The 21298-nt window shown below is 59.3% G+C and carries 20 protein-coding genes and 4 pseudogenes; 12 read left to right on the top strand and 12 right to left on the bottom strand.

The genetic code is table 11. The features are described 5' to 3' along the window. Window positions 1-5: 5 nt before the first annotated feature. Window positions 6-746 (top strand): DUF7260 family protein, encoded by a 741-nt coding sequence (locus NO364_RS07555; protein ID WP_257628969.1) that lies wholly within the window; start codon window positions 6-8, stop codon window positions 744-746. Between the two features lie 193 nt (window positions 747-939). On the opposite strand, the pseudogene NO364_RS07560 reads toward NO364_RS07555, so the two are convergent. From NO364_RS07560 to NO364_RS07575, 4 genes and pseudogenes are all read right to left on the bottom strand, one after another. Continuing rightward, window positions 940-1704, bottom strand: a pseudogene (locus NO364_RS07560) (phage integrase SAM-like domain-containing protein); the annotation flags it as partial. After that, entirely contained in the window at window positions 1701-2159 is a 459-nt protein-coding gene (locus NO364_RS07565) for a hypothetical protein (RefSeq protein ID WP_157688028.1), read from the bottom strand. The gene NO364_RS07565 and the pseudogene NO364_RS07560, both read right to left, overlap by 4 nt. Window positions 2160-2162: 3 nt before the next feature. Next, entirely contained in the window at window positions 2163-2744 is a 582-nt protein-coding gene (locus tag NO364_RS07570; protein WP_257628970.1) for a DUF7342 family protein, read from the bottom strand. Between the two features lie 485 nt (window positions 2745-3229). Next, a pseudogene (locus tag NO364_RS07575) lies at window positions 3230-4905 on the bottom strand (transposase). Window positions 4906-5117: 212 nt separating this feature from the next. Between NO364_RS07575 and NO364_RS07580 the strand changes: the two are divergent. Further along, a complete protein-coding gene (locus NO364_RS07580) occupies window positions 5118-7490 on the top strand; it encodes an amino acid permease (protein ID WP_257628971.1) in 2373 nt (790 codons plus the stop codon). A gap of 196 nt (window positions 7491-7686) precedes the next feature. Beyond that, the gene (locus NO364_RS07585) at window positions 7687-7848 is read left to right on the top strand and encodes a hypothetical protein (protein ID WP_157688018.1); all 162 of its coding nucleotides are present in this window, start codon (window positions 7687-7689) and stop codon (window positions 7846-7848) included. Between the two features lie 119 nt (window positions 7849-7967). Here the strand turns inward: NO364_RS07585 and NO364_RS18130 are convergent, their stop codons facing one another. Then, window positions 7968-8204 (bottom strand): HVO_0649 family zinc finger protein, encoded by a 237-nt coding sequence (locus tag NO364_RS18130; RefSeq protein ID WP_305880328.1) that lies wholly within the window; start codon window positions 8202-8204, stop codon window positions 7968-7970. A 159-nt stretch (window positions 8205-8363) separates the two neighbouring features. On the opposite strand from NO364_RS18130, the gene NO364_RS07590 reads away from it, so the two are divergent. After that, complete coding sequence (locus tag NO364_RS07590; protein ID WP_157688017.1) at window positions 8364-9131, top strand: Lrp/AsnC family transcriptional regulator; 768 nt, start codon at window positions 8364-8366, stop codon at window positions 9129-9131. 55 nt (window positions 9132-9186) lie between these two features. On the opposite strand, the gene NO364_RS07595 is transcribed toward NO364_RS07590, so the two are convergent. Beyond that, window positions 9187-9417, bottom strand: coding sequence for a DUF7860 family protein (locus NO364_RS07595; protein ID WP_157688016.1), 231 nt, complete (start codon window positions 9415-9417; stop codon window positions 9187-9189). Window positions 9418-9499: 82 nt separating this feature from the next. Here NO364_RS07595 and NO364_RS07600 point away from each other — a divergent pair, with 82 nt between their 5' ends. Continuing rightward, window positions 9500-9775, top strand: a complete 276-nt coding sequence (locus tag NO364_RS07600; RefSeq protein ID WP_420191839.1) for a DUF8151 family protein — start codon at window positions 9500-9502, stop codon at window positions 9773-9775. Window positions 9776-9884: 109 nt separating this feature from the next. Here the strand turns inward: NO364_RS07600 and NO364_RS18440 are convergent, their stop codons facing one another. The 3 genes from NO364_RS18440 to NO364_RS07610 all read right to left on the bottom strand — a co-directional run bounded on the left by NO364_RS18440 (window position 9885) and on the right by NO364_RS07610 (window position 10791). Further along, window positions 9885-9992 carry a DUF8161 domain-containing protein gene (locus tag NO364_RS18440; protein WP_474509144.1) on the bottom strand — a complete coding sequence of 36 codons (108 nt, stop codon included), beginning with the start codon at window positions 9990-9992 and terminating at the stop codon, window positions 9885-9887. A 77-nt stretch (window positions 9993-10069) separates the two neighbouring features. After that, complete coding sequence (locus NO364_RS07605) at window positions 10070-10489, bottom strand: PIN domain-containing protein (RefSeq protein ID WP_157688015.1); 420 nt, start codon at window positions 10487-10489, stop codon at window positions 10070-10072. Then, entirely contained in the window at window positions 10489-10791 is a 303-nt protein-coding gene (locus tag NO364_RS07610) for an AbrB/MazE/SpoVT family DNA-binding domain-containing protein (RefSeq protein ID WP_157688014.1), read from the bottom strand. Before NO364_RS07610 ends, NO364_RS07605 begins: the two co-directional genes overlap by 1 nt. 155 nt (window positions 10792-10946) lie before the next feature. On the opposite strand from NO364_RS07610, the pseudogene NO364_RS07615 reads away from it, so the two are divergent. The 4 genes and pseudogenes from NO364_RS07615 to NO364_RS18330 form a co-directional block, all read left to right on the top strand. After that, a pseudogene (locus NO364_RS07615) lies at window positions 10947-11267 on the top strand (SufD family Fe-S cluster assembly protein); the annotation flags it as partial. 46 nt (window positions 11268-11313) lie between these two features. After that, window positions 11314-11667, top strand: a complete 354-nt coding sequence (locus tag NO364_RS07620; protein ID WP_257628829.1) for a 4Fe-4S dicluster domain-containing protein — start codon at window positions 11314-11316, stop codon at window positions 11665-11667. A gap of 540 nt (window positions 11668-12207) precedes the next feature. Further along, window positions 12208-12336, top strand: a pseudogene (locus NO364_RS07625) (2-oxoacid:ferredoxin oxidoreductase subunit beta); the annotation flags it as partial. A 172-nt stretch (window positions 12337-12508) separates the two neighbouring features. Continuing rightward, window positions 12509-12658, top strand: coding sequence for a DUF7563 family protein (locus NO364_RS18330; protein WP_420191864.1), 150 nt, complete (start codon window positions 12509-12511; stop codon window positions 12656-12658). A gap of 107 nt (window positions 12659-12765) precedes the next feature. Here NO364_RS18330 and NO364_RS07630 read toward each other — a convergent pair whose 3' ends face one another. Further along, window positions 12766-13086, bottom strand: a complete 321-nt coding sequence (locus NO364_RS07630; RefSeq protein WP_420191837.1) for a DUF5783 family protein — start codon at window positions 13084-13086, stop codon at window positions 12766-12768. Window positions 13087-13266: 180 nt separating this feature from the next. Here NO364_RS07630 and NO364_RS07635 point away from each other — a divergent pair, with 180 nt between their 5' ends. After that, complete coding sequence (locus NO364_RS07635) at window positions 13267-13632, top strand: NifU family protein (RefSeq protein ID WP_257628973.1); 366 nt, start codon at window positions 13267-13269, stop codon at window positions 13630-13632. Window positions 13633-13702: 70 nt separating this feature from the next. On the opposite strand, the gene NO364_RS07640 is transcribed toward NO364_RS07635, so the two are convergent. Next, on the bottom strand, window positions 13703-16150 hold the full coding sequence (locus NO364_RS07640; protein ID WP_257628974.1) for a PAS domain-containing protein: 2448 nt from the start codon (window positions 16148-16150) through the stop codon (window positions 13703-13705). Between the two features lie 346 nt (window positions 16151-16496). Next, on the bottom strand, window positions 16497-16868 hold the full coding sequence (locus tag NO364_RS07645; protein WP_257628975.1) for a HalOD1 output domain-containing protein: 372 nt from the start codon (window positions 16866-16868) through the stop codon (window positions 16497-16499). 196 nt (window positions 16869-17064) lie between these two features. On the opposite strand from NO364_RS07645, the gene NO364_RS07650 reads away from it, so the two are divergent. Together NO364_RS07650 and NO364_RS07655 are read left to right on the top strand one after the other, a co-directional pair. Continuing rightward, complete coding sequence (locus NO364_RS07650) at window positions 17065-19287, top strand: HAMP domain-containing methyl-accepting chemotaxis protein (protein ID WP_257628976.1); 2223 nt, start codon at window positions 17065-17067, stop codon at window positions 19285-19287. A 128-nt stretch (window positions 19288-19415) separates the two neighbouring features. Further along, window positions 19416-21221 (top strand): hybrid sensor histidine kinase/response regulator, encoded by a 1806-nt coding sequence (locus tag NO364_RS07655; RefSeq protein WP_257628977.1) that lies wholly within the window; start codon window positions 19416-19418, stop codon window positions 21219-21221. The last annotated feature ends 77 nt before the right edge of the window (window positions 21222-21298 follow it).

The following is a 21298-nucleotide window of genomic DNA, read 5'->3' on the forward strand; positions in this document are numbered from 1 at the left end:
CAGGGATGCACACTCACACGCTCGCGCCCCTCGATACGGCGATGGATGTCGTCCGCGACGAGCGGTCGGAAGTCGCCGCCGAACGCGACGCCTTCGCGGCGCTGGCCGATCGGATCGCGGATTGTCCAGCCCGCTCGCCGCCGATGGCGCCCGATCACGACGCCGGCGCCACCGTGAAAGGCGTCGGTGTCTCGTCCGTCGGTTCCGCCGTTGACGTCGACCCGTCCGAGCGCCTGCGACGGGCCTACCGCGAGACGGTGATGCGTGTCGACCACTACGACGCCGTCTACGACGAATCCCTGTTCGAAAACGCCGCGACCGAACTCGGAGCCGACCTCGCGACGGCGCTCCGTGGAGGTGTCCCTTTCTCACCCGCCTTCAAGTCCAAACTCCACGATGCGGTCACGGATGCACGGGCGGAACGTGAGCGGTTCTTGGAACGCCTGCGGACGGAGATGGAGTCGCTGACCGCTGCCAGAGAGACGCTCGGCGATGTCGTCGACACCGTCCCACGGGACGGCAGTACACCGTCCCCGAGGATCGATGAGCTACGGCGACGATGTGACGACGTCGGCCGCGAGCGTCAGGAAGTCCTTCGGGCCCAGTTTCGCTCGGCCCCGGACGGGTTGTACGAGTATCTCTATCGCGACCAGTCGTGGACGTACCCGGTGTTGAACGTCGTGGCGACGCTCGTGGCGGACCTCGATGGGCTGCGTCGTATCGACGACGCTGGGGGCTTCGGGTGAGGGTGCTCGTCGAACGTCGCGAACCAACGGGAGTCGGCGTTCCCCGTCGAACGGAGAATGGATTTCGAAGGGGAACATCCCCGAATCCCGAGTTCTTCGGATGGTTCGTCCACCCCCTCTCGCCAAATTCATATCGCACACGGGGGCAGCTTCACCGAGTCCTTCCGACTCGCCTCGATACGGATGGCTGCTCAATAACAGGATCGGGAAGGGACGCAGCGTCCCACTGCTGTTTCTTCCGATAGACGTCCATGCTTCCGTCCTCGAGCGAGAGGTTCTCCCACCGGACGCCGCGCCGGCGCGGGTCGTCAGGATCTCGGAGTAGTTCCCCGACGCGGACAGCTGTGTACGCGAGGACGAACACCAGAGCCCGGTCACGAGCCGCCTTCAGCGCCGTATACTTGGCTCGTTGCTCGTCGAGCGGGTCCACGTCGGAAAGGGTGGTGTAGCCCTCGATGGCCTCACGCGCCCGTTCGTCGACGTAGCGGGTGAGGGCGTGGCGCTGTTCGGACGTCCAAGCCTGCTGGTCACCGGGCTTGCGGCCGTCGTCCTCCGGCAGCGGCGCCATCGCACTCGCCCGCTGCGCGTAATGGGCTTCGAGATAGCCCTCGTTGACACACCAGCCACACCACGCAGAGATGTACGCGTAGTAGGTCCGGACCGTGTTCTGCTTGAGTCCGCGGTCGCCGGCGAGGTGGCGGGCGTACTCGCGGAAGACACGTTCGTCGAGGTCCTCGAAGGTGGGGTCACGGTCGACGTCGTCGGGGACGATTCCGGTCCAGTCGTCGTCGCCGCGGTTGCCGGCGGCCCACTCGGCGAACCGCTCAAGCTCACGCGCAGCGTTTCGTCGATAGTTCCCGCCGTCCCCACCGCGGCCTTTCCCCTTGTCCTGGAGGTAGCGCTCGAAGGAACCCGCAAGTGTCTGATCGGAACGGTTTCGAGGTGTACCCGGAGTCATGATTCTTCGTTCGCGTACTGGTAGGTCGGACGGACGTCCTCGAGAAGCTCTTCGATGACTTCCCAAAGGATCAGGGATGGGGTCTCGTGCTCGAATGTAATCTCCCAGCGGTCCTCCGTACTAGCGGTTGAGTACTGGAAATGCGCCTGTCCGAGACCGGGATGGTGCTCATCCTGGTGCCAGCCGGCGTGAAAGCCCGTGTTCGGATCCGTGTAGTTGATACGGAACCAATCGTCTGGATCCTGTCGACACCACTTGATGGTGAGTTCCGGTGAATCAGGGCCTGTCGAGGGAGCAAGACGGCCCGGATCGAAAATCGCTCGCAGCTGCTTGGCCTCGATATCATCCGGAACGAACTCGACCGCCGTGATCTGTGGTACACGATCGAGGACATCCCGCTTTAGCTGCGCATAGAGGTTCGCGTTCGGATCACCACCTGGATGCGGGACAGACATCCGTTAGCTGTTGGCCTCGGCAGGTTCTGTCGTCGGAGCGAGGAAGTCCCATTCGCGGATGGCGAAGCCAACGATCTGGATACGTCGCTGAAGGTGCTCCCACTCACGGGCAATCTCACGGCGACGGTCTTCCTCGTCAGCGTCAAGGGCCTCGTCAGCGAGCGTCCCGCGAAGCTGGTTCGGTGACTCAACGCCGAATTCGTCCTCCCAGTCGCGGATCTGCGTCTTCATATCGGCGAGACGGTCCGTGAGCTCCTCGACAGTGTGCCCGCTGTCCCGAAGACGCATCGCCTCCTGCATCGCCTGACGGCGGTAATCGGGGTAGTACGTCGTGTGGGTGCCGTTCTCGTCACGGTGGAGAATACCGTCGTCGACGAGCCGTTCGAGGACGCGCTTGGTTGGTTCGTGTGACCAGCCCGCTTCGGAGGCGATCCAGTTTGCCGTCCGCGGCTCCGACAGCTGCCGGGCGGTCATCCGAACCCGGTCTTCACCCGTGGTCTGGCGTTCCATCAAGCTCTCGGAGTTCGACCCGTCTTCGGTCATACAACATCGTTCGAGCTGCGTATTAATATAGATTGAGGCCATTAGTCCTATATCGAATTCTTTCCTCGGTATCGTCCCGAGTTCAGCTGAGGAGACTCAGAGAAATCCCGAACCCCGGTCTTGGCGACTCTACCCTCGGGGAATCGGCGTCGTGATGCGGTTGCAGCATTCGTGCTTCACCGACAGCGGCGGGTACTTCAAAGTGGTCGTGATTATTCGTGTAATCACGGCCATATTGCCGTTCGTACGAAATGGCGAATTCCGGCATTAGCAGTCTCAATGGTCCGGATTCGGCCTCTATAAATTTTATATCGCTATACCAAAATTGGGCTTTAGTGAAGTTGAGACTACAGTGGGTTTAGCGGGGCTGTGATGCGTGGTTTCGGGCGAATTTTCGAGACGAAGCTGGTTCGGATCTACTCTCGATAGTCTTCTCATGTCGTACTACCAACTAGACCAGTGAATTTTCAAGATCTCCGACAGCGTTGCCACTCAGGAATCCGGATTGCCCCGGACAGAGTATCTCTCTATCCGATTCCGGTCTCCGTCTTCAGCAGCGTGAGCGTATTGTCGGCCGTCACAATGGGTGAGTGTTCGTACTCACCGGTCAACTCGACTTGGACGAGCAAATCGACCGCTCGCCAAATCGAGTACAAGAGACACGCGAATGCGAAGTAGAAGAATCGGAGCCCGAAATTCTTCGACGTCGTCGCCGCTATGAACCGCTTAATCGACCTGTAGCCGCTCTCGATCTCCCACCGAAACCCGTACTCTGTGAGGTGCCCGCTCCCGCAATTCGTCATAAACACCGAGTACTGCCGGTGGTCGTCGTGCTCAGAGTCTTCTTTCCGACGGTAGATCAGCGTCGTCTCGTGCCACTCGTTCTTGCCGAGGTGGAGCTTCCGGTCGGTCTCGTACCGATCCTGGTCCCGCTGGAGCAATCGCTTCGCCTGGGCTTTCTCGCTGGTCTGCATCCGCTTCGGAACAACGTAGGAGAGCCCGCGCTGGCTGATCATCTCCAAGATGTGCTGGCTATCGAACTCCCGGTCCATCAGCACGTTATCGACGTGGACGAGCTCTTCAGCCGAATCGAGCAAGTCCTCGACGATCTCCTTCCGACTCTCGCCTTTTCGTACCGGGCGGGCATCGAGGACGAGTGGGACAGCGTTCCCGACCAGCTGGACTGTCGCCCACTGATAGGCGTACTCGTCAGTGTTCTCTTTCGTTCCGATGATCTCGTCCTCATGGCCGGTGCGGTCGCCCGTGAAGGGATCGGCCTCGGTGATGTCGATGGTGACAATACCCGCCCGGAAGAACTCCTCTGTCTCCGCGAGTTCGTTGATAAGTTGCTGGACTGCCTGTCGGTACATCTCGCGAATCTGCTCGATAGGGAGATCACGAATCTGGTCGCGATGACCGTGTCCGAGTGGTGTTCGATCACGCGTCGACTCGTGGATGAAGCTCCGAGCGCCCTCGTTGGCGGCCAAGTTCTCACGGAGCCCCAAGTAGGTCTGTAAGCCCCAGTAGGCGTTCTCGGGAATCTCATAGCCCTCGCCACGATTGAGCGAGAACGCGGGAAAACAACGCGACTGACGTGCTTGGTAACCGTCCCTGCCTTATCGAGGAGGGCCTGATCGTCAAGGTCCGATTCAGTAGCGTCGTGGCCTCGATCCTGCAGGTTTCGTTCTGGTTTGCGTGGCACAGCGACATCCGCATTTTGGGCTTTGATGAGGATCGTTCGAGCCGCCGTCTCCACTGTCTCACGGAGGGCAGTGGTGAACCGCTTGTGCCAACTCCGCCAAAATGTCGACGGGTCGGGAACCGATTTCAAATCAAGGTTCTGATGTACTTTTGGCGAGGTTTCGAGGTATTCGACAAGGGCCGTTTCGTGGGTCCACCCGTGGAGTTCTTTCAGCAGGAATAGCCGAAAGAGAGTCTCCATTTCGCAGCGTGTGGAAGTTGAGTAACTGTCGTGTCCATCGAAATCAAAGTAAGCCAACGGGAGTGCGTAGACGAACTGATCAACCGAGTTGTAAGCGACGTGTTCGAACCACGATTCCGAGACAACCCGAACGTCTGATTCCAGCCCAGCGAGTGAACTCCGATCGTATAGCGGCGTCGAATTGTACACTGGCCACTCCGTGCACGACCATCGAGCGATCCGTCGAAAAACAGTTTGCCGAGACTCCTGGGTCGGTGCCACTGAAAGAGCTTGACTACTGGACTACCTCGTTATTTTTGATTCGATAATTTAGCCCCCACATAGATGCCCCATACATAAATAGAATCAAAGGTTATTTTGTTTCTGGGGGGCGGACGAAGAGGTACGAATGTTCGCCGGAATAGAGACAAGACCACAACTCGCTACGATTGGCCGATGCGGACAACTGGTTTTACTAACCCCTTTTAACACCGATGGTTGAGCACACCCGAACGCTGGACCTCAAGATCGCCTTCGCTATCGGCTTAGGGACGATGATCGCCGCTGGTATTTTCTCCCTCTCCGGGACTGCTGTCGCGGCGATCGGCTCCAGTGCAGTCATCGCGTTCGTCATCGCAGCCATCGTCGCCGGCATCACCGCCGCCGGCTACTCCGAGTTTGCCTCGATTTACTCTGAGAACGGTGGTGGCTACCTGTTCTCCTCGCGTACGTTCGAGAACGACACACTCGTCTATGCCATCGGCGCGATGCTGTTCCTCGGATACACTGGCACGACGGCGTTCTATCTCGCGACGATGGACGAGTGGTTCTTCCGGTTCGTGCTCCCCGAACCACTTCACGTCTTACCCCACGGGACGACAGGAGTACTCGCTGCCCTCCTGCTGGGCACACTGAATGCCCGGGGGACCGAGGAAAGCGGCACCTTCCAGCTGCTCGTGACCGGTGCGAAGGTGGCGGTGCTGTTTGCGTTCATCGGCGGCGCGTTGTCGTTCCGAGGGCCGTCGACGGCGGTGGGCACGTTTGCGACGAACTTCTCGACGGACCTAGTCGGCATCGTCACCATCGCCGCGCTAGCGTTCATCACGTTCTTTGGCTTCTCCGCAATCGCCGCCAGCGCCGGCGAGATCATCGAACCGAAGCGCACCGTCCCGCGGGCGATTGCCGCCTCCATCATCACCGTCACCGTGCTGTATGCGCTGGTGATCGTCGCGATGGTCAACTCGCCGGTGCCCGCGGAGGTCATCGCCCGCGAGGGCGAAACCGCTATGGGGCGTGTCGCTGCCGGCTTCCTCGGCCCCATCGGGCGGTCGCTCATCGTCGCCGGCGCCATCTTCAGTATGGTCAGCGCTTCGAACGCGTCGATTCTCGCTGCCAGCGGAATCGGCTCGCTGATGGGCCGGCAGGGACAGGCCCCACGGCCGTTCTCGCGAATTCATCCGCAGTACAACACCCCGTTCTGGAGTGTCGCCACTGCGACCGGCACCATCGTCCTCCTGATCGTCACATTCATCATGCTATTCCCGGTTGAAGGGGGCATCCTCCCGTTTCAGGTCACCGTTCCCGCTCCCATAGTTGGCTCGCTAACGCTCACTGAGCTGGGACTGACGACGCTGACCGGGTTCGCGACGCTGAACCTCCTGTTGCCGCTCTCGGTCGTCAACCTCGCACTCATCTATTCGCGCCGGCGTTACCCGGACATCAAGCGCGGCTTCCGGGTTCCCGGGGTGCCTGTCGTGCCGGTGGTGGGCATTCTCGCGAACCTCGCGCTGATCTACAACCTTCCACTGAAGGGTGTCGTGGTCGGTGTCTTCCTCGTCGGTGTGTTGCTGGTAGCGTACTTGGCGTGGGGCGGCGCGCCGGCTGTCGACGAACTATTCGAACAGGTCGTCGAACCACAACCAGCGACTACCGAGGGAACAGGTGGTGGTAGCGATGCCGAGGAGAGCGAGGGAGACCGATATCAGGTGCTCGTCGCGGTCGCCCGACCGGACAGGGCCGCGCGTTACATCAAGCTCGCTGATACCTTGGGGAAGCTGCAACACGACGATCCCCACATCCGTGTGCTGAACGTCACACAGATCCCGGAGCAGACGCCGTCGGAGGCAGTCCGTGAGACCGCGGAGGGGCGCGTCACTCGAATCCAGGAACTACTGTCGGAACAGCAACTCGAAGCTGACTACACCGTCGAGGGGCACATCTGCCAGAACATCGCCTTCGACATCCTGCAGACTGCCCGAGAGGGTGACGTCGATCAGATTCTTATGGGATATCCCGAGGAGCACACCGACGTCGCCGAGACAATCGAATACAAAACACCCTGTGGCGTGATGTTCGTTCGCGGGTTCACCGACGAGACGGACACCTCGGTCGTCAACGTCGGCGCGGGTGGTGGCCCCCACCACAAGGCGTTGCTGCCGATGGTTGAGCAGCTCGGGCGGAATGGCGCAGAACTCCACGTCATTAGTGTCGATCCCAACGGTGGCGGCGGCCGTGCGGAGTCCGCAGACGCGACCGTTGCTGGACTCTCCGACACACCCGAAGTACAGGTCCACAACGTGCAGGCACCGACCGTGGCGGAGGGATTGGTCGAGACGGCTGCTTCGAACGGGGGCATCCTCGTTATCGGTGCGACCCGGACCCGCAGACTCAGACGCTGGGTATTCGGGAGTACGCCCGACCGTGTCATCGACCTCGCAGATGGGGCCGGTGTCCCCGTCATCGTCTATGCCGGCGCTCGCGGCGTCCAGGGGCCGATCGAGGATTACCTCTACCCTATCTACCGCTCACTGACTGGTCGCCAGCGTACAGAGGCATCCGCTGACGGATCCTCGATGGAGGCCGACTAACCACATCAACACAGGAAATGTCCCGCAAACACCCAATAGATGGTACGACGCAGCAGCGACGCGGTCAGCGATGGAAGCGGTCCGTGACAGACAGCGTACGATCCGGACGCCTGACGACTGAGCATCTTCACTGTGCCAGTCAGTGTCGTTTAGACGAGACGGAAGCACGAGACCGAATCAAACGGAGGCGGATTCGATGACGGGCGAAGATGAGTCGGCTCGGAGCCAAGAGCTCGAAGAACTCGTGCGAGCTGACCTCGAACAACGAGAGGACGTTACAGCGTTTGAACTCCGGGACGCCGAGGCCGGCGGAATCGTTGCCGAATCGAACAGGAGGGAATCGTTGAGACGTATCTAATTACGCTTGAAGCACGGCCTGACGGATCCGAAGAAACCCACTGGACCTATCTGGGAGAGTCACACGAGGAGAGCTGATCGTTGAAGAGGGACTCTCGCTCAACAGATACTGACAGGATTTCACCGTTGTTCTTGTACGTGCTCCTGTGCAGTTTCGCGGTCCGAAAGCCCTAATGCGTGTTCCCGTTCCGCACCACATCTAGGGCAGGTGTGAGTGTACACGATGTCGGCACCGTCGGCCTCAGCATCCCACGTGCCGTCTTCGTCTTCGAATCCACACTCTCGACAGACTAACTCCTCGTGGTCGTAATGCTCTTTGAGCCGTTCGAACGGGGAGCGGCTACCATTCGCTGTCACACCACTCAATATTCTTTCGAAGAACAAAAAAGTGACCCACTATGTTATTGAATCAGTATTCAAGAGTTCTTAGAAGCGTGTGTTCAAAATCAGTTCGCAAATCATCAATATCGAGTGGAGGGCACAACGTCTTTGCCCGGATAGCCAGAAACTAGAGGCATGACCTACCGCCCCGACGAGATTGATCGGCGGATCCTCTACTACCTCGGAATGAACGCGAGAGACACGTCCGCTCCGATGATCGCCGAAGAGGTGGATGTCACCCCGGCGACGGTGCGCAACCGCATCAATCGATTGGAAGAACACGGAATCATTCGGGGCTATCATGCCGACATCGATTACGAGAACTCCAACGGCAAGGTCACGACACAGTTCACCTGTACGGCTCCCGTCAGCAAGCGCTCAGCGCTCGCTAACGAGGCGCTGTCGACCCCGGGGGTAATTCACGTCCGGGAACTCCTCGCCGGGCAGGAAAACCTCGTAATCACCGCTGTCGGTGAGGACACAACCGACATCAACCGCATCGCCCAGCAGCTCTCGGCAGCAGGTGTGACGATCGAACGCGAGGACATCGTCCTCGATGAAACGTTCCAACCGTACCACGAGTTCGCTCCCGAAGAGGATCGGGCTCCCTCGGCAGTGACCGACTTCCAGACCGTCGTGGGTGGTGGTGAAGTCGTGGAGTTTACCGTTTCGGAGACTGCAGACATCGCCGGGCTGACACTCAAAGCTGCCAATCAGGAGGGTCTGCTACCGGATGAGATTCTTGTCGTGGGGATCGAGCGGGACGGCACCCACATTACACCGAATGGTGATACCCAAATCAAGCCGGGTGATCTTGTATCGGTGTTCTCGCCGGAAACGCTCCCGGAGCAACTCGTCAACGCCTTCGACAGTGAGCCCCGACCCGCGAACGAGCAGATGTAGCTCGCTATCAGAAGGAATATTGAACGGGAGACGGCTGGTGATCGCGTCGGGCTGTCTACTCGGTCAGGGGGAGCACGATACCGAACACAAACGGCGAGAGAAGCGCGACAAGAACGCCGATCGCCGCCATCGTCATCAACAGGCTGTGTTCCCAGGCCGGAACGGACATCCCGGCTTTTTCAATCCCGAACTCACCGAGTTCATCTACCACGAACATCCCGACGCCGACTAAGAAAATCAGCTTCGTGAGCCGTGAGTAGTCGAGATTACCGTATCGTCCATGCATATCCGTGAGTCATTTCCTCAGCGGCATGTAGATTTTTGTTTGGAAAAAGTGAATCCCACTGATTCCGGATTCAAAATCAATTATGAGCTCAGTACTCGAGGTCCTCCCGGAACTACTCGAACTCGTCGTGTTCGGACTCGGCTCAGCAGGCCTGTCCGTGGCGGGACTGTACATCGAACAGTTCGCACTCACGTCAGCACAGACTGGCAGGACCGTAATCGCGGTTTGGGCCGCTGTGATTGGGTGTGTCGTTATCGCCTTCGCATATCTTATGGCGACGGACAAAGCCGCGAACAGCTTCAAGAAAGTCAAGATGGAATTCGCCGAGGGAACTGAATACGGAGTCCATATGCATTGAGAGAGCCAGTCTCAACTACTGCTACAGCTTGAAGATACAACGTCAGAGATAATCGCTTGGTTCCTCACGGTTCTTAATGGCTGAGCGACTTTACTTGGGACGTTTGGTCTTAACTTCCGATCCGATCTTCAGGCGTGGACGGGAGGACCCAATCGTCGTCGGGTTCGCCGTCCGTCGCCGGGCCGAGTGATATCGTCTCCGCGAAGTCGTCAGTCACTTAGTGCCACTCCGCGCCCCGAGCGATTTGGAGTGCCTCTCGGGTCGGGGAGCCTCAGGATCGACGTCTTCAGTCATCTATGCAGAGCCGTCACGGAACCGCTCTAATGGGACATCCGAGACTTCGTCATAGTCGTCGTCACCGCCGACCAGAAGCGTCGCCCCAACCTCTTCAGCGGTCGCCAGCGCAAAGGAGTCGCCGAGCGCCGGGTTGTACCTAAGGATGTACTCTGAGGCCTCCTGCCAGGAGTCAGCGACCTCCACGGTCTCGATTCCGATATCGGTGAGCCAGTCGAGATACTCGTCAGCGGTGGTCCGGTCGTACTTCCGGGCGATGGTATAGCGGATTTCGGCGAGGTTCACGCAGTTGGCATAGCCGGCGGTGTCCTCGACGGCGACTGCGTCGAGATATTCCTCAACCACGTCGCTCCCGGGTTCATCATCAGCGTGTGCGATCAGCGGCTCAGCGTCGAAGACGACGCTGTCAGGGACCACCATCACTCCTCCGAAGGGAACTGCGCGTCACGTCCCTCCCGATCCTGTTCGCGCTTCTCATGGAGGATCTCGGTCGCGGGCCTGTCGGTGGACGCTTCGCTGCGGGCGGCAAAGCCGCGCATCTCACCCGGCGAGCGGACGTGTTCGACGATCACCTCGCCGCCCTCGGTCTCCCGGAACAGCACCTTTCCGGGAGCCTCAATCCCGAGCTTCTCGCGGAACCGCTTCGGAATAGTCGCCTGACCATGCTTGGTGACAGCAACGACTTCCTTCTCAGAGGTATTCGAGTGTTCTGACTTACTCATTATTCATATTGTCTCTGTTATTCATAAATAACTCTTTCCCCGCCTCACTAATCCGTGGACGTACCGAGAGACGAGCCATATGCATTGAGAAGATCGATCTCAACTTCCGCTCGGAAGTCGACATCGACGAAATCGTCCCCTACATTCGCCCGGACATCGAGACGCGCGGCGGCGCCGAGAACGCCTCCACCTCCGTCGAGTGTGACGCCCTGATGTTCGACAACGAGTCGACATCGGACACGATGCCGTACATGGAGATCCAGGAGAACAAGGTCGACGTCGCCCACGAGGCGACGGTCGGGAAGATCGGCGACGAGGACGTCTTCTACCTCGAATCACGTGGGCTGGACGACGACGACGCCAAGCAGATGATTGTCGCTGGCTTCATCGAACCGCTCACGGAGGAACTGCCCATCGAGTACGCGGTCGAAATGAACCGGCTCATCGAACTCGAGATGGAGGGATCGCTCGGGTAGTGACCAGGTCGGCTGAACGCTACACAACGTACGAGAGGATATCTCGATGGCTATCGATCCGAATTTCGAGAACTCCCACGAGGAAGTTGACCGGCACGAGGACCACCGGGTATGGACGACAGATGGCGAGGAACCAAGGGAGGACGAACAGGGCATCCACGGAACCCACGTCGCAGTGGATTTCGACATCTGTATCGCGGACGGGGCCTGTCTGGAGGACTGCCCCGTCGACGTGTTCGAGTGGACCGATACCCCTGGCCACCCCGAGTCCGAAATCAAGGCCGATCCCACCTACGAGGACCAGTGCATCGACTGTATGCTCTGTGTCGATGTCTGCCCTGTCGACGCCATCGACGTTGACCCGGGACGTGCTGGGAGGCTCCGAACTCGGGGTGGATGAGCGCTGACGATGATTCTGACATTACAGTGTTACCGGTGTGGAACCGACTACGAGTACGTTGGCACCTCGCCACATCCCGGCCAGTGCCAGGCGTGTGGCTCGCCGTGTGTTCCCCCTGCAGGGAGTCTCAGCGTCCTCAACAGCGCTCACTGGGAGAGCGCAAACGGCCTCTCGAAAGTCTGGGTGTATGCGCTCGACGAACGAGATCGCCCGTTCGAATTCGAGGTCGCCGCACAGGGCAATCGTGGAAAGTTAGTGGCACTGAGAGTCGACGGTATATCAGTTGCTCCACAAGTAGACGAGACACTCGAAACGCTTCCCCCGGCAGTGGAAACCGAACTCGCTGAGGCAGGAATCGAACGAGTAGATCCCAATACACCCAAACAATCGAAGTGATGACAAGCAGTCATTTGAGCGACTGGTGACCCGGAATGAGAAATAATGCGACAGAGACTCCAGCTGTCAGTATCGAGTGGCGGAGAGGATAGCAACACGATCTCAGATGTCAGATTCACATACTTCAAATCCGACAAGGAGTAGCAGGGCATCATTTACCGAGACGAGAACTCCACCCCCTGGGAACAGCGCGAAGGACTCACCGAGAACATGGCCGACATCCCCGACGGCGCCCCGGACGACGCGATTGACCTCGTCCGGGAGTTCCACTGAGCGATGACAGATACTGACACGTCGGTTCACCGTTCACCCGCTGTCCCAACCGGTGTCGTGTCGAACTATCGTGGGTACGCAGACGCTCTGATCAGCATTGCGGGTGTTCTGAATCACGTAGACGACGACACTCCCAGGTCCAGCATTGGACGCCTTCCGTATTGATAACACCATGCCAGAATGCAGCACCTGCGGAGAGCACGTTTCGGATCGGTTCAGACGAGTGTTTGGCGATGAGACAGGCGTAGTGTATGCGTGTCCTGCTTGTTCAGCGAATGCTGCCATCGGAGAAGCGACACGCAAGCGGAGCGATCAGATATAACGCAACTCAGTAGCGCAGAGGGCGAGAGCGCAACGATATCACTACCGCTGTATTCGTGGCGACTATTTTTTGATCCACCCTCCAGATCAAGGGATCCCGCCCCGCGCTTACTCTTCAAATCCGAAGATCTGGCGCAATTCAGTTTCGATCCGGTCGACAAACTCCGTGAGAAGGGAATCAAAGGTCTCCTCGTCGCCGGGCAAGGTCTGTTTCCGCTCTTCAATATCGTCAGGTAAGGTGATGCGGAATTGTCCATCGCCCTCGTAGACCGGTTCACTCTCGTTGAGCACTTGTCGGTCGATGGCGCGAAGAACCTCTGAGTCGGCCTGTCCGTGGAGTTGCTGGTACGCATTCGAGTATGCCGTCTCCAGTTCTTCGAAGTAATGGACGTATTTGTCTTCGAATTTCTCCGGGTCGAATTCGGTCATCACTGGATCGACGGGCGGAAGAATAAAAGATTCAATGCCCGGACCTGGCAGGGATTACACCTCCTCCCCTGGCCACTCGAGAGTCAGGGCACCCAATTATACCGCTGCTGATGTCACTTTGGAATAACTCAAAAATCATGTTAATTCAGAGTTATACGGCCAGAGTCGAAACAGAGGGGTATGAGTTCCGAAGCGAAAAGTGAGGAGGACCTGCGCGAGGAAATCGTGACTTTCCTACAGAAGAACTTCCCACAAATCGAAATGCACGGGGGATCGGCAGCGATCCAGAACCTTGACCGGGAAAGCGGCGAGGTGTCCATCCAGCTGGGGGGTGCGTGCAGCGGGTGCGGTATCTCTCCGATGACGATCCAGGCAATCAAGAAACGGATGGTGAACGAGATTGCCGAAATAGAGACCGTTCACGCTAATACCGGCGGTGGTGGCGGGGGTGGCCACGGCGGCAAGAGCCCGTCATTCCCTGGAGAAAAAACCGACAGCGGAGAAAGTGGTGGAGACGATGATGGAGCCCCGACAGCACCCTTCTAGAAGTTCCTATCAGAAGTCCAGGATTTGGTATTTTCATTCAGAGAGTTTCACACCTCGAGCAGGACGTTGGTCATTGTCGTTGTAATCGGTCGAATAGTCGTTCGAAAAGTGTTTGCTGTGCGTTTCGCAGATGGTAGGAGAAGGTTGATTGGGTCAGTGAGAGCGCGTTGGCAATCTCGGTTGCCGTACTTCGTCGCGGTGACTGAAAATACCCACCGTACAGTGCAGCTCGCAGGACCTGTTGTTGACGGTCCGTGAGTTCGGTTTCGAAGATTTCTCCCAGCATCCGACCGACTGTGTGTGTATTCGACTCCACAGCGGGAGTGTATTCACGTTTCGAGACCAACGTCGTGTCTGGAAACGACTCCTGGACACGCGTCACGAGCGAACCAATATCGTTGCCAAGTGGTACTTCGCAGATGACTTCGGCCCGGCCGTCAGTTACCGTATCCGCCGTGACGACTGCCCCCTCTGTAACGAGTGTCTGTGCCAAGGATTGCCGGCACAGTCCGATTTCGACCTCTCCACCTGGCGGGTCCTCAGTGTGACGGATCTGTCGCACCTGGGCGGCCCAATCTCCGTTCTCCGCGATATCCTCCAGAGCATCCAACGAAGCACCCTGAACGGACACATAGTGGACGAGCATCTCGTCCGAGGCCGGAATCGTGTCCCTGAGCTCGATCGTACAACCCAGCTGTTCGGAAGCGGAGACGAAAAACGACCCCGAGTCAGTGCCCTCGAACGTGAGCTCGGCCACGTTGTCGGCATGGAGAATGCGCTCTGTCGCAAGTAAGTGAAGAACTTGCCCAATCCGCTCGCCGAGCGTCGTCAGGAGTGTCTGCTCGCGGCTCCCGAACGCATCTCCACGGTCCGTATACAAGACGAGCAGCCCGTAGACGCGGCTTCTGTGCGCGAGCGGAACGATAGCGCCACCCTGGAACCCTTGTTCCAGTGTGTATGCTCGCCATCGCTCGAACTGCGAGTCCGACTGATTCCTCCGAACTGCCTGTATCTCGGCCGTTTCAACAGCGACCGCTGCCGGAGCGACCTCAGTCCGCGATTGTATCGGACCAGTTACGGACTCGTTGGCCGCGACAGCCCCCGACCCCTCCTCGAGATCCGATTCGGTCAGTTCCGTTTCCGGGGTGTACTCGTTAATCCGTGCGTACTGGTATTCGAGCGTGTCCGTCAGTAACTCACAGATGGGTCGTTCGATCTCCTCGTCAGCAGTTGCGCTATTGAGTAGTTCGCTGACCGGCTGGAACGTCTCGGTGAGTTGTTCGAGCCGTTTGTGGACGGTCACGTCTTCCAGTGCAACGATGATTTGCTCGATCGATCCGTCTTCACCCACGACAGGAGCAACGTTGCTCGATAGCCACCGTTCGGAGCCGTCCGGGAGTGTGATCCCGTGGGTGAACCCCTGGATAGTCTCGCCGGTTCTGCGGACGCACATGACGGGATGGTTTTCGCGTGGAATCGGATTACCCGCTTCGTCCCAGATATCCCAGTCCGGGTGATCGTACGCCACGCCGTCCATCCTGCTTTCGGACAGGCCAAGCAACGCTTCTGCACGGGGGTTTGCGCGGGTAATCTCTCCCTCGGGGGTCAGGAGGACGATGCCGATGGGCACCGTTTCCAAGACGCGATCCAGTTTTCGTTCGGCAACCTTCGAGTCGGTGATTTCGGTGAAGACGATGATGACGCCATCGTCGCTTGGGTGGACGCTAGCTTCGACCCACTGTTCCTTCTGGGTGTTGTATCGCTCGAAGGATGTCGATGACCCCGTGTCGAGAGCCGTCCGGATTTTCTCTTCGGCAATGGTGTCAGCCGCTTCGGGAAAGACCTCCCAGACGGACTCACCACGCAGTTCCTCGTTGTCTCGTCCGAGAAGCTGCTCGGCCTGCTGATTCACGTATCTATACGCGAGGTCGTCATCAAGCACGGCAACGCCGTCCGACACGCGCTTCAGACTGTCTATCTCCCATCGTTCGATGGCGGATGTAATGAGTGAGATGGTCGTCTCGGCTAGTTCTCGTTCGCTTGCGAGCCACGCTCGCTGGCCCGTGCCCGGTCGCCGGTCCGTGGAGACGACTGTCATCGAGACGGCTGTTCCGATGCGTGTGTGAGCCTTCGCTGTCAGGGTGTCTAGTGTCGGGCGGAACCCGCCGGTTTCGAACACGTCGTCTCCCACCCGAATCTTGGCCTCGATCGCTTGCGAGTCCCGGAACCACTGTGGCAGTTCCGAGACGTACGTCCGAACACTGTCGTCAACATCGTCAGGCAGGCCGACGAAGAGTTCACTTGCCCGTTCGAGCGCGTTGAGCGCACTCGTCCACTCTTGGAGTGTTCCCTCGGCCCCCTCTCCGTACACGGGGTTCTCGTCCGCCCCGTCGTCTTGGTCCGGCGTGTGCGCGTCTGACTCGGAACCGTCGCGGGACGCACCGGGATCGGCTTCGACGGAGTCGGCGCGACTCGACCGGCTCCCTCCATCGTTCTCCTGCCGATCCTGTTCGTCCATCGCACGTCGAAATTTGTCACCCAGATATAAATAACGCGTTGCTGATCACCGTGTTTCGGGACGCTCGCGCCGGTCCCTGCGATCCAGTGTCCGTCAGCTTTCCGTACCGAAACGCTCGATTTCGGCACGGAATCGTGCCCACGAACCCCGCATAACAAAAACAGCTGAGTCGACAACACCGACCATAGGAGCACTGGCGGTTTGGCACCGTTTCGCGATGGCTTAAAGAGGATCCCCGAAATGAAACCTGAGCTATAGTGGTAATCTCGAAAATCCCACCGTTCGGGATTCCTGCGCCTTCGGGCACAAGAGGATATCGAGCCGGTCGTCCGTTCTGATCATCCAGTTATTCCGTATTCCCCGCACGCGGAAGGCCCACTTCGATCACGCCGCCGCTCGAGAGCTGGATCGTGAGCCCCTGATAAGTGAACTCGACGAGCCGTTCGTTACGGGATGGTCCGGACGGACGGTGTCTCACGATTCGGTCGAGAGCATCCGGGTCGACGACGTGGTGCAGTGGTCGGAGATCAGTCGCCGACTGTCCGGTTATTTTCGCAACCACGAAAATAACCGTTACACTCGGTGACACGTCGCCACCGTCGAACTCCGCAACGTATGTTTCCTCACTGGCGTCGAACGTCAGCGACCGAACGGGGGGGTCACCGTCGATTTCTTCCTGTCGGAAACGATTTCCGTCGTGCTGGGTCGAATCGGGCATAGACGTACAAACACTGACGGAGAAGATAAGTCACCCATCTAGATAACGGGAGACGCCCGGAATCATACCCCGGATGGCGTCCCTCAGGAACGGTTCGAACAGCGAAGCGAGCGAGACGGCCGCCGGTTCTCAGCTGCGATACTCATACTGTTATCTAGAATGGTCAGTTATTGGGTTTGCCACGGGAGAATAGTCCATGTTAGAACAGGTGAAACTCGATCGGTTCGACCTGCGGCCGAAACTCATCCTAGCCTTCGTGCTCGTGGCGTTGCTGGTGGGTGCGACGGGACTGATGGGATACCAAGCGGTCGGCGCCGTCGACGGCGAGGCCCACGTCATCTCCGAGGACGCCGACAAGATCGACGCGTCGATGGAGATGTTGGTCGCCGTCGAGGAACAGCAGGTGGCAGTCCAAGCAGCCCTGCTCGGTGAGGACGATGCCAGAGCCGACTTCGAGAAAGCCAATTCCCACTTCGAAGAGTGGGCAGGGCGGATGGAGGGTACCGACCTGAGCGAGGAAGAACAGCAAGCCTTCGCCGATTTGCGGTCCAGACACCGGGAGTACACGGCCGTCGCTCAGGAGGTGTTCGACGCGGCGGAGGCCGGTGAGACGGCGCGTGCCAGACGAGGATTGGCGGAACTGGACCCGATACTGACCGACATGCGCGAGGACGCACACACGCTCGAAGAACGCGCCGTCGAGGACAAGGAAACAGCGGTCGCGTCGGCAGACAGCACCACGTCGACGGTTCAGTGGTTGCTTCTCGGACTGACTGCTGGGTCGTTCGTCTTGGCTATCGCTCTCGGGCTGTTCGTCGCGGGACGGATCATCCCGCCGATCACCAAGTTGGAGGAAACGGCACAGGCCGTCAGTGCCGGCGACCTCGACAACGACCTCGAGGCCCACGTCGAAGACGACGAACTCGGCCGGATGATCGAGGCGTTCACCGAGATGCAGACGAACCTCCGGGGCGTATTCTCGCAGATCGGAACCGCCAGCCGTGGCTTGCGACAGGGCGACCTCGGGTGGGAGTTCGAGTCCAGCTATCCCGGTCGGTACGGCGAAACCGTCGCCGATCTCGAAGCGGGTGCCGACGAACTCGCGGAGAGTTTCGACGAGATTCGAGGTGTGAGTGACGACCTCCAGCAGGGAGTTCTGGACGGAGACGTCGATGCGAACCGCCCCGGCCAGTACGGCGAAGTGCTCACCGATCTCGCGACCGGGACGACCCAGTTATCGGAGAGCTTCGCACAGATATCGACCGTGAGTCGGGGTCTAAAGGACGGGGAACTCGATCAGGTCGTCGACACGGACTACCCGGGAACGTTCGGATCGACACTGAGTGACCTCGAAAACGGAATCGAGCAGCTGGATACGAGCGTCGCACGTGTCCAGTCCATCGCGGACGACGTCGCAACGTCGAGTCAGAGCGTGGCGAGCAGTTCGGAAGAGATCGAACAGGCCAGCAAGCAGGTCGCGGAGTCCGTCGAAGAGATCTCGCGCGGTGCGGACACACAGAGCGAGAACCTCGACGAGGTGGCCGGCGAGATGAACGACATGTCGGCGACCGTCGAGGAAATCGCCTCCTCGGCAGAGGAGGTGGCTACAACTGCCAGTACGGCCGTCGAGCGCGGCGAGACTGGCCGACAGTACGCCTCGGAAGCGACCGATGAGATCCAGTCGATCGAAACACGGGCCGACGAAGCGGCCACACAGGTCGAGGCGCTCGACGAGAAGATGGACCGGATCGGCGAGGTCGTCGAGATGATCGCCGACATCGCCGAACAGACCAACATGCTGGCATTGAACGCCTCGATCGAGGCCGCGAAGGCTGGAGAAGCGGGCGAGGGGTTCGGTGTCGTGGCAGATGAAATAAAGTCCCTGGCAGGGGAGGCAGCCGAGGCGACCACCGACATCGAACAGCGCATCGAAGAGGTCCAGGCGACGACGGACGAGACCGTTGAGGGCATACAACAGATGAGCGATCGCGTCGAACGCGGCTCCGACACGATCGAAGACGCCATCGAGATGTTCGACGAAATCGCCAATACCGTCCAAGAGGCCGAAAGCGGCATCCGGGAAATCAGCGACGCCACCGACGACCAGGCGGCCTCGTCGGAAGAGGTGGTGTCGATGGTCGACCAAGTCTCCAGCGTCAGCCAGCAGACGGCGGCCGAGGCGAGCAACGTCTCCGCCGCGACCGAAGAGCAGACCGCTTCACTGTCCGAGGCCTCGGAGAACGTGCAACAACTGTCCGCGCTCGCTGAGGAACTACACGACCAAGTGTCGGATTTCGACACCGGATCAGGTGTCGGTGCAGGAGCCAAGGCGACAGCGGGATCGGCGGCCGCGGCCGACGGCGGACACCACATCTCCGAGACCGATGCTCGAACGCCGGAGTACGATGGAGAAACGTAAGCCGATGAGGGCACGTCACGTTCCCGAGTCCACGCTCGTGGGAGGGCGGTACGCTATCGGTATGGGAACTGTCTGCGACCTTGTCGACTGTTCGGAGGAACGGATCCGGAACCGACCTCGGCAGAAGCATGAGTGAGGCGAAGGCCTTGATCGAGACTGAAGAGTTGATACAGGTTCTCCACGTGGACGATCAAGCCGATTTCGCCGATCTCACTGCGACGTTCCTCGAGCGAGCGGACGACCGGTTCACCGTCGAGACGGCGAGTAGCGCCGACGGTGGATTGGAGAGGATCGACGAGCGTCGACCCGACTGCATCGTCTCGGATTACAATATGCCCGGCATGAACGGCCTCGAGTTCTTCGAAGCTGTCCGAGAGCGGTATCCCGACCTTCCGTTCATCCTGTTTACTGGCAAGGGCAGCGAGACCATCGCCAGCGAAGCACTCTCTGCTGGCGTTACCGACTACCTCCAGAAGGGGTCCGCCACCGACCGGTACGACCTCTTGGCCAACCGGATCCGGAACGCCGTCCGGACACGACGCGAGGCACGGCGGGCCGACAGACAGCAACAACTGATGCGACTGACGGAGTTCGTCGGCGACACCGGTGGGTGGGAACTGGATCGAGGGAGTGATACTGTCCTGCTGACGGCCGGCGCCCAGCGAGCGGTCGGCCGCCCTGGCCAAGCCGAAATCCCTCTGGAGGAGGCGATAGCACTGTTCCACCCGGACGACCGCGAAGACATTCGGCACACACTCACCAGGGCGTTCGAGACGGGCGAGGAACTGCACAACACGTGGCGACTTCAGTCAGGGGACGGCGACGAGCGTCTGATAGAAATGACGATCACTCCCGTCGTAGAATCCGGTGGGAGGGTAACGAAACTCCGTGGAGCGGGTCACGATATCACCGACCGCAAGGAGCGTCGGCAGGAACTCGAAAAGTACGAGACGATCATCGAGGCGTTGACCGACGCCGTGTACGTGCTCAACGAGGAGGGGCGATTCACATTTGTCAGCGACGAACTCGTCGAGTTGGTCGGCTACGACCGGGAAACCATTCTCGGAAGCACGCCGTCACTCATCAAGGACGAGGATGCCGTCGAACGGGCAAAACACCACTTGGGTCGGTTGCTGTCGAGTGACGGCCCGCAGACGGTACAATTCGAAGTGACGATCCAGCCATGTGACGGCGACCCGATCGTCTGTGAGGATCACATAGGTGTCCTTCCCTACGAAGGTGACGAGTTCGACGGGTCAGTCGGGACACTCCGAGATATCACAGAGCGCAAAGAGCGTGCACGGAAACTTGAACGGCAAAACGCCCGTCTCGAAGCGTTCGCAAGCATCGTCAGCCACGATCTCCGAAATCCGCTCATGACTGCCCAGGGCCGCCTCGAACTGGCACAGGCCGATTGTGACTCCCCTCACCTAGATGAAGTGGGTGACGCAGTCGATCGCTGTCAGGCGCTCATCGATGATCTATTGGCGCTTGCTCGGAGTGGGAACTCACTCGGAACGACGGAACCGGTCACCCTGTCCGAACTGGCTGAGGAGTGTTGGCGGACGACGCCGAGTGCGGACGCAACGCTCGCTGTCGAAACCGATCTGACGATATCGGCTGATCGGAGCCGACTTCAGCAGTTGTTCGAGAATCTCTTTAGGAACGCCGTCAACCACGGAGGCAGTGAGGTAACGGTGACCGTCGGAAAGATAGCTGACGGGTTCTACGTCGCGGACGATGGAGCGGGAAGTCCCGACGAAGAACGCGACGATATTTTCGAGGCTGGCTACTCGACCGCTGACGATGGCACTGGATTCGGCCTCGCAATCGTCAAGGAGATCGTGGTGGCACACGGCTGGGAAATCCGCGTGACCGACAGCGAGACCGGCGGCACCCGCTTCGAGATTATCGGCATCAAAACCGCACATTGAGCGAACCCATTTTTTAGCTTCTCCGCCGAATCCCGTTATCTAGACTGTCGTCTTATCTCCCTCGGGGCCGGTTGACA

The sequence above is a fragment of the Haloplanus salinarum genome, from assembly GCF_024498175.1.
GTDB classification, from domain to species: domain Archaea; phylum Halobacteriota; class Halobacteria; order Halobacteriales; family Haloferacaceae; genus Haloplanus; species Haloplanus salinarum.